We start from the raw sequence: 13,903 nt of genomic DNA on the forward strand, positions 1-13,903 counted from the left end.
CGAGTTCGAGACCGTGGTCCTTCCCGAACCGTTTGTGTCAGCGGATGGCGTTCACGGCACGGCGGTGATCCACTGGTCCATGACCGACGTGATGCTCCGCCGCCTCACCCGCGCCGCCACCCCGACCTGGCGTGACCCGCCACCCTGGCGTCCAGCACCCGTGACCGGCAGGAGCATCGATGAGGGAACTCCTGGACAAAATCGAGTCCCGGCAGCAGCTCGTCCATGAGACAGTCGACGAACTGCGTGAGCAGATCGCCCGTCTCGCCGAACAACTCGCTGCTGCCGAAGACACCTTGAAGCGTCTGCAGATCACCCGGGAGACCGTCCTGGAACTGGCCGCCGAGGACGGCACAGGGCCACCCGAGACGCTGCCGCCCGGATACCGCGCGATCCTGGCCGCCATCGAGGCAGCAGGAGAAGGACTCCGGGCCAAAGACGTCTGCCGAGCCCTCGGCCTTGACGCCGAGCCACGGCACACCGAAGGCACCCGCGCCAAGCTGAAACGCCTGGTCAGCCGCGGCATCCTCACAGAACCCGAGCGCGGCCTGTTCACCCTCACCAACCCCACGCCGGTCATCCCAGGCTGAACTCCGGCGAAGGCTCACAGAACAATCTCTGAGTGCTTCACGCTGCCTGGCGGCGGGTGCGGCGTTGGTAGGACCAGGCGGCGGCGCCGAGAGCGAGGCCGTAGGGTCCCATGCCCGAGTAGGCGATGTAGAACGCGAACGGCGAGAACCCGTCGGTGTCGGGGTGGGAGAGGCCGAAGACCATGAGCACCACGTTGGTCAGGGCGAGGACGCCGAAGACCGGGGCGAGGATGGCGGCGGTCACCCAGGCCGGCGTCAGCGGCAGCCACCGGGGGACGGGCTTGCGGGCCAGCAGCGGCACCCAGCGCGGGAAGATCCGCCCCCACGGACGCACCAGCCCCAGCAGCAGGAAGATGCCGAGCGCGGCCATGACGACCGTGACGTCCACCCCGTGCTCGTACAGCCACAGCATCGCGGAGTTGATCGGACCCAGGTCCTTGCCGCGCGCCCTGGCTTCCATCCCCTCCAGCAGGGTCGGGTACGTGGCCGGGATGCCCCAGGTGCCGTCGAGGGACCAGTACTGCTTCATCGCCGCGTACGGGAGCAGCGCGATCGCGCCCACGTAGGCGATGCGGCGGATGCGGGGCGAGGCCGGTTCGATGGCGCTGCTTGTCGTCTTCACGGTGTTCATCCTGTTCGGCGGCCCGAACCGCCGACTCCGCCCGGAGTATTCACCTCGTCCCCCGCCCGGGGGATCTCTCGTCGCCCGGACTCATCACCTCGGCCCATCCTCCGTGGGAACGGACATCAGCCCACGAATCGCCCTCTCAGTGGGCGTTTTGGCACATATAATTCCGTAAATGGCTTATGGTCATGCTGCTTTGGTGACGTTATGCCCGATAGATCAGCAACGCCCCTCCTCGGCTCAGAAGATCGGCTGTCCGTCTCGCCCGTATCTATGCCTTGAAGTCCGTCTGGTTTGAAGAAGTCACAGAAACGCCCACTGGGTCGTGGAGCAGGGCCCTCCGCCCCATCCGTGCTGACGCTGTGTCATGACCGAGCGCAAGCCGTACCCGAGCGATCTGTCCGACGCCCGATGGGCCCTCATCGAGCCGATTCTGACAGCATGGAGAAAGGCCCGGCTCGACCGCAGGCCCACTGGCCAGCCGGCGAAGGTCGACCTGCGCGACGTCTTCAACGCGATCCTCTATGTCAACCGCACCGGAATCCCCTGGAAGTACCTCCCGCACGACTTCCCCAACCACGGCACCGTCTACGCCTACTATGCGGCATGGCGTGACGAGGGCATCTTCGCCCAACTCAACTATGACCTCACCGGATTGGCTCGGGTAAAGGAAGGCCGCAAACCCGAGCCGACCGCCTCGGTGATCGACACCCAGAGTGTGAAGACCTCCACCAACGTGCCCCTGGCCAGCCAGGGAACCGACGCGGCGAAGAAGATCGTCGGGCGGAAGCGCGGCATCCTCACTGACGCCATCGGCCTGATCCTCGCCGTGACCGTGACCGCCGCGAGCCTGTCCGAGAACGCCCTGGGAATCCACCTCCTCAACCAGGCCAAGAAGACCTACCCGAGCATCTCCAAAGCCTGGGTCGACACCGGCTTCAAGAACGCCGTGGTCGAGCATGGAGCCGGCCTGGGAATCGACGTCGAAGTCGTCAACAGAAAATCCAACGTCCGCGGCTTCCACGTCGTGAAAAGGCGCTGGGTGGTCGAACGAAGCTTGGGGTGGATCATGCTGCGTCGCCGCCTGGCCCGGGACTACGAGACCCTGCCGGCCAGCTCCGAGGCCATGATCCACATCGCCTCTATCGACAACCTCTCCAAGCGCATAACGGACGAGACCACACCAACCTGGCGAGGAACCTACTAGAACATAAAGGGCAATCTGCCTACTTCAAACGCCCTCTCAGAGCTCCGGGTCCAGTTTTCCGGCCTCAGAAGTGTGTGGATCGCGTGTGAGCTGGCCTAATTCGTCGCAACCATGCATGGCGACCCTGCGCAACCTGGCGATCAACGCTCCGGAAGTACGGCCATCGCAACATCGCCGCCGGCCTCCGCCACGTCTCCTACGATCCCTTCAGCCGGCCGCTGGACCTACTGAACATCCCCTGACCAGGCCGTCTACATGATCGCCGGGACTTTGAAACGCCTCTGGGGAGACAACGGTTTCCGGCAACACTGGAGTCACGCGCTGGCACGCGATCGCAATCCCGGCCAATGCGAGCACCCCATCCCACCCCACGCCGAACTCCGCAGCCTGCTACTTTCAGGATAAGAGCCTCTCAATGGCAATTTGATCACCAGGTATCCGATATCGGACGGCGGAGCCCGCGCGCGTGGCTCAAATTCGTCGACATAAGGCACACGCCTCGATCGCCGTGGCTGCGCGTGACATAGATGAGGCACCTCGCAAGGCACTCCAGCCACTCCTCTCCCGAACGCCACGGGGTTTTGATTCGTCAACTCAGGAACCGAAGGCCAATGACCGCCAACTCGGCCATACATTAATCAGGCTCAGGATCTGTCGCGTGCGGACGGTGTCACCGGCTACACATGGACGCGCATGTTCAACGGGGGATCAGAAGAAGCCATCGACCTTGTGGGGGGATTTGATGTGGCGTGTCCGCAAGTCAGCCACCGTCGTGACAGTCGTACTGTCCGTGCTGTTAAGCCTGTTCGGTCCGAGTTCGACCTGGGCGTCCGCCACGAGTCATCCGAAGGCAGCCGCTGAGGCGCCAGCGCGGAAGTTGCCGGAGCCGCCTCGGCCGATGAGTGACGAGGATCGGGACGCTCTCACCAAGGCGGCGACCGGGGATACTTCCGGCGCTCAGGTGGTCGACGAGATGAATGGTGGCGTCAGTGTTGTGGCGCCTGCGCGTACGCCGTCATCGGCTCGTGATGCGGCGCCGAATGCCGCAGGGGCGGGGTCGCTGGTCTGGCCGCCGGCCGGGTGGGTGGACGGCCGGACGGGGTGGGGGTATTTCGTCATGCCCTCCTACCAGAGCACCATCTGGGCCGTCCAATCTCAGGCCTACTACATGCACATCCCCTCGGTTCACTGGGCTGTGTACCGTGCCACGGACAACGTCAAGATCGCGGAGAACTGTGAGGCCAACGATCCCAGCGTTGTGGATGGTGGGGGGTTCTGGGTCGAGTTGTACAACGGCCGGGGTGGCACCCTCCTGCAGTCCGGCATCGGCTACTACGCCAAGTTTGCGTACTCGACCAACTTCCCGGCGGGTCAGCACATTCGGACGCAGGACTGGTCATGCACGTCTGGCTGGTCGTCGGAGGTCCAGACGCCGACTCTCACGTCGTTCACCAACGGGCACACCGTCCCGACCGCCGAGACCACCGGTTGTGGCTGTGCGGACTCCTCCGGCCGTGACCAGTTCCAGGGACACCGCGGTGATCCGGTGAACACGCTCACCCGTTCCGAGAACGAGCGCGCGACCGACACTGCCCTCTCGGCGCCGGGCGTGCCGTTCGCACTGGCCCGTACGTACTCCAGTGACACCGCCGCTCTCGCGAACTCCCCGCTCGGAGCGCACTGGTCGTTCCCGTACTCGGCCTCCGTGCAGGACCAGGGCGGCTCCACCGTCCAGGTCACCCTGGAGACCGGCGCGCAAGTCACGTTCAACCGCGATTCCTCGGGAAACCTGACCCCAACCGATGGAGTCCGCTCCACCCTGACGGGGAATTCCACTACCGGCTACCGCTTCACGACCCCGGACAAGCAGTCGATGAGCTTCGACACCGGGGGCCGCCTGACCAGCTGGGTCGACCTCAACGGTGCCGGTCTGACTTTCGCCTACAACGGCACCCAAAGCGGACCGTCGACGATCACTGACGCGGCCGGACATACCGTCACCCTGACCTATGCCGCGTCGTCCCCGCTGCTCACCAATGTGGCTCTGCCGGATGGCCGTTCGGTTACCTACGGATACACCAACGGGCTGCTGACCTCGGTCATCGGTCTGGACGGCGGCACAACCACCTACGCCTACGACTCCGGCGGCAGGCTGACCGGGATCACCGATCCGGCCGGCCACCAGGTCATGAGCACCACCTACGATGCCAACGGGCTGGTGATCTCCCAGACGGACGCCAACGGCCGCACCACGTCGTTCACCGGGACCGCCACTGCAAACGGCTACTCCACCTACACCGACGCCAACGGCGGCAAGTGGACCGACTACTACACAGGCAGCCAGCTCTACCAGTCGGTCGACCCGTACGGTAAGAAGACCGCCTACGCCTACGACAGCAACCAGCGCCTGTCACAGGTGGTGGACGCCCAAGGACACCTGACCCAGTTCGGCTACGACGCAGCGGGTCACCTGACCACCCGGACCCTGCCCGATGGCTCGACCGAGTCCTGGACCTACGACGGCACCGGCAACCAGACCTCACACACAACGCCCGGCGGCGCCAAGACAACAGCGACCTACGATTCCGCGAACCACCTGACCGGCCAGACCGACGCGGCCGGTGGAACCACCACCTACACCTACACCGCGAAGGGCCAACTGGCCTCACGGACCTCGGCGGCCGGCCGCACCATCAGCTACACGTACGACAGCGCCGGAAACCTCATCACGGGGACCGACCCGGCCGGGAACAAGACCAGCTACACCTACGACTCCACGGGCCGGCGCACGAGCGTCACGGACCCACGCGGCAACGTGGCGGGCGCCAACCCGGCGAGCTACACCACGTCCTTCGCCTACGACTCCGCCGACCGAGTCCTCTCGATCACTGACCCGACCGGCGGAAAGACCGTTTACGGCTACGACTCCGCCGGCAATCGCACGTCCCTGACCGACCCCCTGGGCAACAAGACGTCGAACATCTACGACAACACTCACCATCTCCTGACCAGCACGGACGCTGCCGGACACCAGACCGGCTACACGTACGACGCCAATGGCAACCAACTCACCCGGACCGACCCCACCGGGGCGAAGGCCAGCTACACCTATGACCTGGCCAACCGCCGGCTGACCGCCACCTCCCCGCGCGGCAACGCCACCGGTGCCACGGCCGCCGCCTACACGACCTCCTACAGCTACGACTCGCTGGGCAATCTCACCAGCACCACCGATCCGACCGGCGCCGTCACCACGACGACCTATGACTCGTTCAGCCGGCCCGTCACCACGGTCGACGCCCTCGGCAACACGACCGCCACCACCTTCGATGCGGACGGCCACCCGGTCTCAATCACCGACCCCGCAGGCGCTGTCACCAAGAACACCTACGACCCGCGCGGCTGGCCGGCCTCCACCATCGATCCCCTGGGTGGCAAGCGCACCTACGGGTACGACGCCGACGGCAACCAAACCTCAATCACCACCGCCACCGGCAGTACCACCACCTGGACCTACGGTCCGAGCGGCCAGGTCACCGGTACCGTCGACCCGCGCGGCAACTCTCAGGGCGCCACCGCATCCGACTACACCACCAAGTACACATACGACCCGGCGGGCCAGCGGACGACCGTCACCGATCCGCTCGGCAACACGACCACAACCGCCTTCGACGCGCTCGGCCGAACGACCTCGGTCACCGACCCGTTGGGGAATGTGACCGGCTACGCCTATGACGCCGACGGCAACCTCACCAAGGTCACCGCGCCGACAGTCGCCGCCACCACCTACTCCTTCGACCCGGCCGGCAACCGCACGGCCCGCACCGACGCGAACGGGCACACCACCGCCTACGCGTACGACACCGACAACCGGCTGACCACCGTCACCGACCCGCTCAACCGCAAGACGACCTACACGTACGACCTCGACGGGAACCGAACCGCGGTCGTGGACGCCCGCGGAGTCACCGTCACCACCAGCTACGACGCGCGCAACCTGCCCACCGGCGTCACATACTCCGACGGCACGCCCGCGGTGTCCTACGCGTACAACGCCGCCGGCCAGGCCACCGGTCTGACCGATGCCACCGGCAGTCGGGCCCTGACATACGACGCCGACGGACGCCTGCTGACGGCATCGGTTCCCGGGTCGGGATCCGGCTTCACTTACACCTACGACGCGGCCGGGTACCCGACCGGCCGCCAGTACCCGGACGGCCGCACCACGACGATCGCCTACGACGCAGACCACCGCGTCACCGCCCAGACCACCGCCAGCGCCACCACCACCTACACCTACGACCCGGCGAACCACCTGGCTTCCACCGTCCTGCCCGCCGCCAACGGCTACACCGAGACCCGCGCCTACGACCACGCTGGGCAACTGACCGGCATCTCCAGCGCGAACAGCACCAGCACCCTCGCCTCCTGGGCCGTCACCCGTGACGCCAACGGCCGCCCCACTACGGTCAATGCTGCTCGAGCCGGTCTCGCGCCTGGCGGTTACACCTACAGCTACGACCCCAACGGCCGTCTGCTGACCGGCTGCTCGGCACCCGCTGCTTCCGTCGGCTGCCTCAACGGGTCCGCTCTCACCTACACCTACGACCCGGTCGGAAACCGCCTGACCCAGACCAGCGGCGCGGCGACGACCAACTACACCTACGACGCGGCCGACGAGCTCAGCCAGGCAAGTACCGGCGCCACCACCACGAGCTACACCTACGACGCCGACGGCAATACCACCAGCAGGAAGACTCCTGCGGCCTCGGCCACGATCACCGCCGGCAACGGCCTCGCCTCCGGCAGTTCGATCAGCTCCTCCAGCGCCCGCCTGACCATGCAGACGGACGGCAACCTGGTCCTCTACTCCATAGCCTCCGGCCAGGCCCTGTGGTCTTCGCAGACCGGCGGCCACCCGGGCGCCACAGCCAAGCTGCAGAACGACGGCACTCTCGTCGTCAACGACACCAACAACACCAGCCTCTGGACCAGCCCCACCGCCGCTGGCACCGGTGCAGTCGCCGTCGTCCAGGCCGACTCCAACCTCGTCGTCTACGACCAGACCAGCAACCCCCAGTGGTCCACCAAGACCACCGACCCGATCGCCGCCGCAGGAGGTGTCACCTACACCTACGACGGCGCCGGGAACCAGGTCACTGAGACGCTCGGAGCGAACACCTACAGCTTCACGTACGACGCGTCCGGCAACCGCACCACCACCAAGACCAACGGCGCGCTCAGCGGCACCGTCCAGTGGGACACCAACGCGCCGCTCCCGCAGATCGCCACCGAAACCGACGCCACCGGCGCTCCGAAAGCCGACTACACCTACGACCCGAGTGGTCGGCCGGAATCCCAGAAGACCGCCGCCGGCACCCTCTACGCCCACCACGACTGGCTCGGCTCCATCACCGACCTGACCGACGCCACCGGAACCCAGCAGGTCCGCTACAGCTACGACCCGTACGGCGCCCGCAGCACCAACACCACCGGAACCAACGCACCGTCAGCCCCCATGGGCTTCACCGGCCAGTACACCAACCCGATCGACAATCAACTCGACCTCCGCGCCCGCCGCTACGACACCACCACCGGCCGCTTCACCACCCGCGACCCGATCCAACTCCGGCCCACCACGCCCTACAGCGGCGACTACACCTACGCGAACGACGCACCGACCTACCTCACCGACCCCACCGGCCAGTGCAGCTTCACCGCGAAGCTCTACGACTCCCTCCACTCCCTCGCAGCGGTCTTCGGCTCCGGCGGTCACTGCGCCGAGGAAGACCGAGCAGCTGCACACAAGAATCCGCTCGTCGCAGCGGCGAATCAGCACATCGAACAAGGCACCGAGAAGATCATCAACGCCCCGGGACAATTCACCGAAGGCTACTGGGACACCCAGACCTTCGGACTCGTGCCGCCCCTCATCCCGGGATCGCAGACCTGCCAGAACTCACTCGCCTACGGCGGCGGCGCCCTTGCCGCGATGCTCACGCCCTGGGGCGGCCCGGAGGAAGATGCCGTCGAGATCGCGGCGCAGGAGATCAGGGCCGCGTATCCGGGAGAGTCCGGACATACCAAGCCCGTACACGGGCCAGTTCAACCGATTCATCTGGCGCTCGGTCTGGATTCGGTCCGCGGGGAGTCCCCGCAAGCGCTCGCGATCTTCGCTCAGGAACGAGGGGCAGTCACGTTCAAGACCGGCCCCTTCAACGACCTGATCCCTCTTGGGGTGGTTCGGGATGTAAACCTTCTGGGGGCAATGATCAACCGCGTAGTCGAGGGAGGCGGGAAGATCTCATTCAACATGCAGGGAATTCAGAACGTCCAAGACATCCTGGCCGGCGTTGACACCGGATTCGGCTACACTTCATTCGAGCTCAGGTACGTCTGCAAGAACCCGTCCGTGCGAGCCGTGACAACGTTCTTCAACGGTAGCCCGCCCTGCTAGAAGATCGGCCGGTTCGGCAGTCCTGAGATCTGTTCGAAATCGGTGATATAAGGGCCTCTTCCTGTCCGTGGCATGAATCACGTCATGGGCAGAAAGAGGCCCTTCCTCTTCCTGCTTGCACCTGCCGGATTGACCACTCGAATTCAACGGTCCGCTCAACGCCCGGTGGGTAATCGGTTCAGGGGGCTGCCGTCTCATCTGTAGAGTGCCCGAGGGGCGTGAAGGAGGGCGATGCCAGGGCCTTCCTTGCTGGCCTCCCTGATGGGATGATGTCATGATGGATGAGTCATTGGAGGAAGCGTGGGACTTCACGCTTGCCTGTGCAAGGTCTATCGATGATGAATATCAGAGATCTCAGGAGCTGGGGCTGACGGCCCTGATGATCAGTGCGCGCCCCAGTGGCGTCGGGCGATTTTTTCCGTTCACCAGCCACGGCAGGCTGTGCTTCAGCACGGGTCCTCGTTGGTGGACGGCCGACGGCGGAGAACTGCTTCCGGCATTTGTGACTGTCGACCGGGATGGTGGTTATCAGGTCTGGGCGGGTGGCCCCTACCCCAAGGCCGCTGATGAGGCTGTCGTCGTACTGGAAACCGAGAATCCTGTCGAGGCCGCCGCTAAGGTTGAAGATATACTTGCCTCTCGAATTGAATGACGATCCAGAAAATCAGCAATGAAGAGCCGGGAAACTCGGGAAAGTTCTCCGTTGGTGGGCGGCCGCATGGCGGGCGATGCGCACTGGAACCAGCCAGGGTTGATCGAGGGCGACCGCCGGTGTCGTGCTCTATGCCCGAGTGGGATCGATGATGAACCGCTCTGGGTGAGCGACTTGCAGGTACTTCACCGCCGTGGCTGAGGAGATCCCGAAGACATGCATGAGGTGGAGAGGGTCTTCGGTCTCGTGGGCTTCGTCGAGGATCCGGTCGCTCCAGATCTTCTGGGCGGGCAGCCCGGTGAACCTGAAGTAGTACTGCACTGCGAACTTGTTGATTGGCGGGCGATCGGCGTGCATGGCGGTGCGGCGGGTGACCAGCAGATGGGGGTTGGCGCTGAGCGGCCACCGCTGGTGGCGGTCACGAAGCCAGTTGGCGATCAACAGCAGGGTGAGCTCATCGAGGTAGATCAGGCGGGTGCCGACCTTCAGTTGGCCGTGCGCCCGGTCGGGGTCGCTGACGAGCAGGGTGCGCAGGGCCAGCGGTCGTACGGCGTGGATGGCGACCAGGGCGACGCACAGCTTTCCGAAGGCGGAGGGGACCTTGTCCAGCATTCCCGTGATCTTGTCGCTGGGGATGGCGCAGGGCACGCCGGCCTTCCTGCCGATGTGCACGACGCGGGCCGGGTCGTGGAAGATGACACGCTCCCGCTTGAGGGCACGGAAGAGCGATTGCAGGCCGGAGTGGACAGAGCGCCCGGCGGCGCCCGGCCGGTCCTCGACGGCTTTCTTGACGTGTTCCGCGGTGATCTCACGGAGGCTTGTGACGGCGCCGGCCCAGGTAGTGAGGACAGGAAGAACGTAGCCGACGTAGCGGCGGACCGTGGTCCACTCCTTCGCCGGGGAGGGGCGTCGGCCCTGGCCTCGCAGGGCGCGGATCCACACACCGACGTCGTCGCGGAAGCAGTCGGGAACTGTCGCGGCGAGCTGTGCGACGGCCGCCTCGTCCATCCCGGTCTCGCGGCCAGGAGAGGGGATCAGCAGCTCTCGTTGTTCGAGGAATTGTGCGACCCGCAGCCCGGCGAAGTTGGTGCGGAGCTTCGACAGGGCCCGCAGGTCCTGCTCTTCAATGGGGGACTCGCTTCCGAGGTGGGCGAGCACGATGCGCAGGACCTGCAGGTTCGCCAGCCGGGTCCATTTGTTCCAGCGTTCGGCGCGGGCTTGGCGGTCGAGGGCATCGACCAGCGACTGCGCGGTGGATGTGAGTGCGGGCAGCGGCCGGTCCAGCAGCATAGCCCACTGGCGGGGCGGTGAGGAGAAGAGGAGTTGCTGCCCGGCGGCGACGAGGTGCTCGGAGATGGCCTCGGGCGCGGGCTCCACCCTGGCGCGGGGCAGCCGGAGCGGCTGGAGGAACAGCCACAGCTGGTCCGCTACGGCCAGCTCTGGGCTGCCCATGGCGACGGCGATCGTGCACAGCCGGCAGCGGCTCTCGACGAGCGGTAGTGTTCGCCCGCATCGGCGACACGGCCCGGTCGCCGCGTCGGAGCGGGAGCCGAACGAGCGGCACGGTTCACAGATGACCCTGGCGGTGCCGGTCCAGGCCAGGCAGTGCGTACAACTGCGCGGCGGGCGCGGCGGTGGAACGGGCCGGTAGCCGCTGACATTGGGGCGGCGCTTACGGCGCGGGCCGATCGTGCGGCGTCGGACGATCGGCGGCCTGGGCGTAGTGCGCTCTCGCAAGAGGCCCGCTTCGTGCAGGACCAGAGCGACCGCCTCCCTCTGCTCGGCAAGCTGGTCGAGGTCCTCGGCACGGACCAGGTCCTCGTCGGCCTCCTTGGCAGCCACGGCCAGGCGGGCCAGCGGCATCAGCGACCAGCGCCAAGCCGGACCGTGTCCGCGCTCCTCATGGAGGCGGCGGGCCGCAGCGTCGATCACTTCGTGCTCGGCCAGCGGCCGACCGCGGATGCGTCGGCCGTGGCCTGCCGTCAGGACCCGTGGAAGGCGGAGCAGGGAGATCTGGCCACGAGCCTGAACGGGGCACACGCTGGGATCGTCCGCAGGCTCGGCGGCCGGGTGGGCACGCTTCCAGTCGCGGCTGCGGGGCATGTCAACGGTTCGTGAATTTAGACCCTGTTCTTGGGTTCTAACGCTTGTCGCAACATTCCTTGATCATGATGGGTGTGTTGATGGCGAGGCGGGGACCGAAGCGCAGGCTCGACGTCGAGGAGGGTGATGGCGCGCAGGACGTGGTTCTCCCCGTCGACGCGCGGGTGAACCCGGACTCCTCGACCTGCTTGCCGGCCGCGTTGCGGTAGCGGATCTTGTAAGCCTTCGGGCACTTGGACCACCGCGACACGGGGTGTTCGCACTCCTTGAAGAACGTCCCCATGCCGCGGCGGAGTTCGTGGCCATGGCTGATCGGGCTTCCGGGTCTGAAGCTGACCTTTTGCTGACTCCGGATGGTCGATCAGGTCCCTAACCTTGGTGAAACTGCTGGTTCCGTGGCTGACCTGCGAGTGTTTCGCAGGTCAGCCACCGTCTACGGGAGCACGTCGATATAGCTCATCATGCCGTGGTCCTCGTGCGCCGCGATGTGGCAGTGGAACATCCACCGGCCCGGGTAGTCCGCGAAGGCGACCCGGATCACGACCCGCCCCGGGACGCCGTCGACCGCGTGCGGCACCGGCACGGTGTCCTGGCGGTGGGTGTACGGCTGGGCGGCGCCGTCGACGGACACCACCTGGAACGCGGTGGTGTGCAGGTGGAACGGGTGGTCCTCGCCGGAGTGGTTGACGATCGTCCACTCCTCGACGGTGCCGAGCCGGGCCGGCGTGTCGAAGACGGAGCGGTCCATCGCGAACTGCTGCCCGTTGACGTAGAAGGTGTTGCCGTCGGCGCTCTCGGACAGGTCGAGGGTGCGCCGCCGGGCGACCGGCGCGGCGGCGAGGTCGGCCGGGGCGGTCGGCAGGGCGCCGGTCGGCTCCGGCAGCCGGTCGGCCGGGCGGCCGGTGACGGCGACGGTGGCCAGCGGCACGTCCGGATAGGTGTCGCCCTGCGGCCCGTTGCTGTAGGCCGCGGTGCGCAGGACGGTCCGGCCGGGTGCGCCGCCCGCGGTGACGAGGACGTCGTAGCGCTTGCCCGGGGGCAGCAGCAGCTCGTCCGCCGTGGTGATCGCGGCGACGGGCGTGCCGTCCTCGCCGACGACGGTGAAGCGGCGGCCGTCCAGCCGGAGCCGGTAGAAGATGTCGGCCCCGGCGTTGACCAGCCGCCACAGCTGGGTCTCGTCCGGCCGCATCGACAGCACCGGGCGGAGACGGCCGTTGACGAGCCGTACGGTCGGGTTGCCGGACTGCAGGGGGTTCGCCTCGGTGTTTTGGAGGATGTGCCCGCCCGCGTCGAGCTGGACGTCCTTGAGGACGACGGTGTGCGCCGTGACGTTCCGCAGGTCCGCCGGCAGCAGCGTGCGGTCGTCCCCGACGATCAGGGCGCCGGACAGGCCCGCGAAGATCTGGTTCTCCACGTCGCCCGGCATGAATCCCGCGTCGTGCCCGGCCATGGCGCCGGCCGCGGGGCACGAGGTGCCCATGGCGTGGCTGTGGTACCAGAACGTGCCCTGTGCGTGGTCGGCGGGGATCTCCAGCCGGTACGTGGTGGATTCGCCCGGTGCCACGCACAGGAACGGGTCGTCGGACTGCCCTTCGGGGGACACGTGCAGGCCGTGGAAGTGCAGGTTGGTCGCGACCGGGAGGTGGTTGACCAGGCGGACGGTGACGGTCGATCCGGGCGCCACCCGCACGGTGGGCGCCACGAACGAGCCGGTGTAGGAGGCGCCGTAGACCTCGCGCCCGGAGACGTCGAAGCGGCTGCGCGCGGCGTCGAGCGTCAGGGTGAGGTCGGGGTTTGCGCTGCCGGTGGCGTCCACGGTGGCCGGGTCCTGGAAGGGCATGCCTGCCCGCATGCCCTTCTCCTGCTCGGCGGTCGACGGCGGTGGGGGTGGCGCCGCCGGCGAGGCGGCCACCGCGTCGGCGCCGACGGCCGCCGAGATCAGTACCGCCACCGCGGTCACCGCGTGGATGACGCGTCTGGTCCGCCGTATTCGCTGCCGCTGGGCGTGCGCGTCCGCTCCGATGTCACGGGACATCAGGGTTCTCCGTATTCACTTGGGTGAGGGTTGAGTGGTGCGGGCGCCAGGATTCATCAACCGGCATGCGCCCGACAAGACTCAGTCGTGAATTCCTTCGCCTCCGGTTGCCAGGGCGGCGGCCTTGCGCAGGAGGACGGAGCGTTCGCGCGCGTTGCCGCACAGGCGGACGGCGAGGTCGAGCTCGGCGCGGGCCTCGGTGGTTCGGCCGAGGCGGGTCAGGAGCTCGGCGCG

General features: G+C 66.9%; 8 protein-coding genes. 4 read left to right on the plus strand and 4 right to left on the minus strand.

Annotated features, from left to right (window positions below):
- The first annotated feature begins 179 nt into the window (after positions 1-179).
- Positions 180-590 carry a hypothetical protein gene (locus tag AB0O00_RS05195; RefSeq protein WP_363648733.1) on the plus strand — a complete coding sequence of 137 codons (411 nt, stop codon included), beginning with the start codon at positions 180-182 and terminating at the stop codon, positions 588-590.
- A gap of 37 nt (positions 591-627) precedes the next feature.
- On the opposite strand, the gene AB0O00_RS05200 is transcribed toward AB0O00_RS05195, so the two are convergent.
- The gene (locus AB0O00_RS05200) at positions 628-1,212 is read right to left on the minus strand and encodes a hypothetical protein (RefSeq protein ID WP_363648734.1); all 585 of its coding nucleotides are present in this window, start codon (positions 1,210-1,212) and stop codon (positions 628-630) included.
- Between the two features lie 370 nt (positions 1,213-1,582).
- Here AB0O00_RS05200 and AB0O00_RS05205 point away from each other — a divergent pair, with 370 nt between their 5' ends.
- The 3 genes from AB0O00_RS05205 (at position 1,583) to AB0O00_RS05215 (ending at position 9,531) form a co-directional block, all read left to right on the plus strand.
- Positions 1,583-2,422: an IS5 family transposase gene (locus tag AB0O00_RS05205; RefSeq protein ID WP_363648735.1), complete on the plus strand. Its 840-nt coding sequence runs from the start codon at positions 1,583-1,585 to the stop codon at positions 2,420-2,422.
- Positions 2,423-3,320: 898 nt separating this feature from the next.
- Positions 3,321-8,879 carry a DUF6531 domain-containing protein gene (locus tag AB0O00_RS05210; RefSeq protein WP_363648736.1) on the plus strand — a complete coding sequence of 1,853 codons (5,559 nt, stop codon included), beginning with the start codon at positions 3,321-3,323 and terminating at the stop codon, positions 8,877-8,879.
- 274 nt (positions 8,880-9,153) lie between these two features.
- Positions 9,154-9,531 carry a hypothetical protein gene (locus tag AB0O00_RS05215; RefSeq protein ID WP_363648737.1) on the plus strand — a complete coding sequence of 126 codons (378 nt, stop codon included), beginning with the start codon at positions 9,154-9,156 and terminating at the stop codon, positions 9,529-9,531.
- A 129-nt stretch (positions 9,532-9,660) separates the two neighbouring features.
- Here the strand turns inward: AB0O00_RS05215 and AB0O00_RS05220 are convergent, their stop codons facing one another.
- The 3 genes from AB0O00_RS05220 to AB0O00_RS05230 all read right to left on the minus strand — a co-directional run bounded on the left by AB0O00_RS05220 (position 9,661) and on the right by AB0O00_RS05230 (position 13,669).
- Positions 9,661-11,634: a hypothetical protein gene (locus tag AB0O00_RS05220; RefSeq protein ID WP_363648738.1), complete on the minus strand. Its 1,974-nt coding sequence runs from the start codon at positions 11,632-11,634 to the stop codon at positions 9,661-9,663.
- A gap of 37 nt (positions 11,635-11,671) precedes the next feature.
- Entirely contained in the window at positions 11,672-11,917 is a 246-nt protein-coding gene (locus tag AB0O00_RS05225) for a hypothetical protein (protein ID WP_363648739.1), read from the minus strand.
- A gap of 150 nt (positions 11,918-12,067) precedes the next feature.
- On the minus strand, positions 12,068-13,669 hold the full coding sequence (locus AB0O00_RS05230) for a multicopper oxidase family protein (protein ID WP_363648740.1): 1,602 nt from the start codon (positions 13,667-13,669) through the stop codon (positions 12,068-12,070).
- Between the last annotated feature and the right edge of the window lie 234 nt (positions 13,670-13,903).

The sequence above is a fragment of the Kitasatospora sp. NPDC093558 genome (genome assembly GCF_040683475.1).
Classification (GTDB): Bacteria; Actinomycetota; Actinomycetes; order Streptomycetales; family Streptomycetaceae; genus Kitasatospora.

Excerpts from the sequence above, each read along its gene's own strand:
- AB0O00_RS05195 (WP_363648733.1), top strand. The coding sequence starts at position 180 with ATGAGGGAACTCCTGGACAAAATCGAGTCCCGGCAGCAGCTCGTCCAT.
- AB0O00_RS05205 (WP_363648735.1), top strand. The coding sequence starts at position 1,583 with ATGACCGAGCGCAAGCCGTACCCGAGCGATCTGTCCGACGCCCGATGG.
- AB0O00_RS05210 (WP_363648736.1), top strand. The coding sequence starts at position 3,321 with ATGAGTGACGAGGATCGGGACGCTCTCACCAAGGCGGCGACCGGGGAT.
- AB0O00_RS05215 (WP_363648737.1), top strand. The coding sequence starts at position 9,154 with ATGATGGATGAGTCATTGGAGGAAGCGTGGGACTTCACGCTTGCCTGT.
- AB0O00_RS05220 (WP_363648738.1), bottom strand. The coding sequence starts at position 11,634 with ATGCCCCGCAGCCGCGACTGGAAGCGTGCCCACCCGGCCGCCGAGCCT.
- AB0O00_RS05225 (WP_363648739.1), bottom strand. The coding sequence starts at position 11,917 with ATGGGGACGTTCTTCAAGGAGTGCGAACACCCCGTGTCGCGGTGGTCC.
- AB0O00_RS05230 (WP_363648740.1), bottom strand. The coding sequence starts at position 13,669 with ATGTCCCGTGACATCGGAGCGGACGCGCACGCCCAGCGGCAGCGAATA.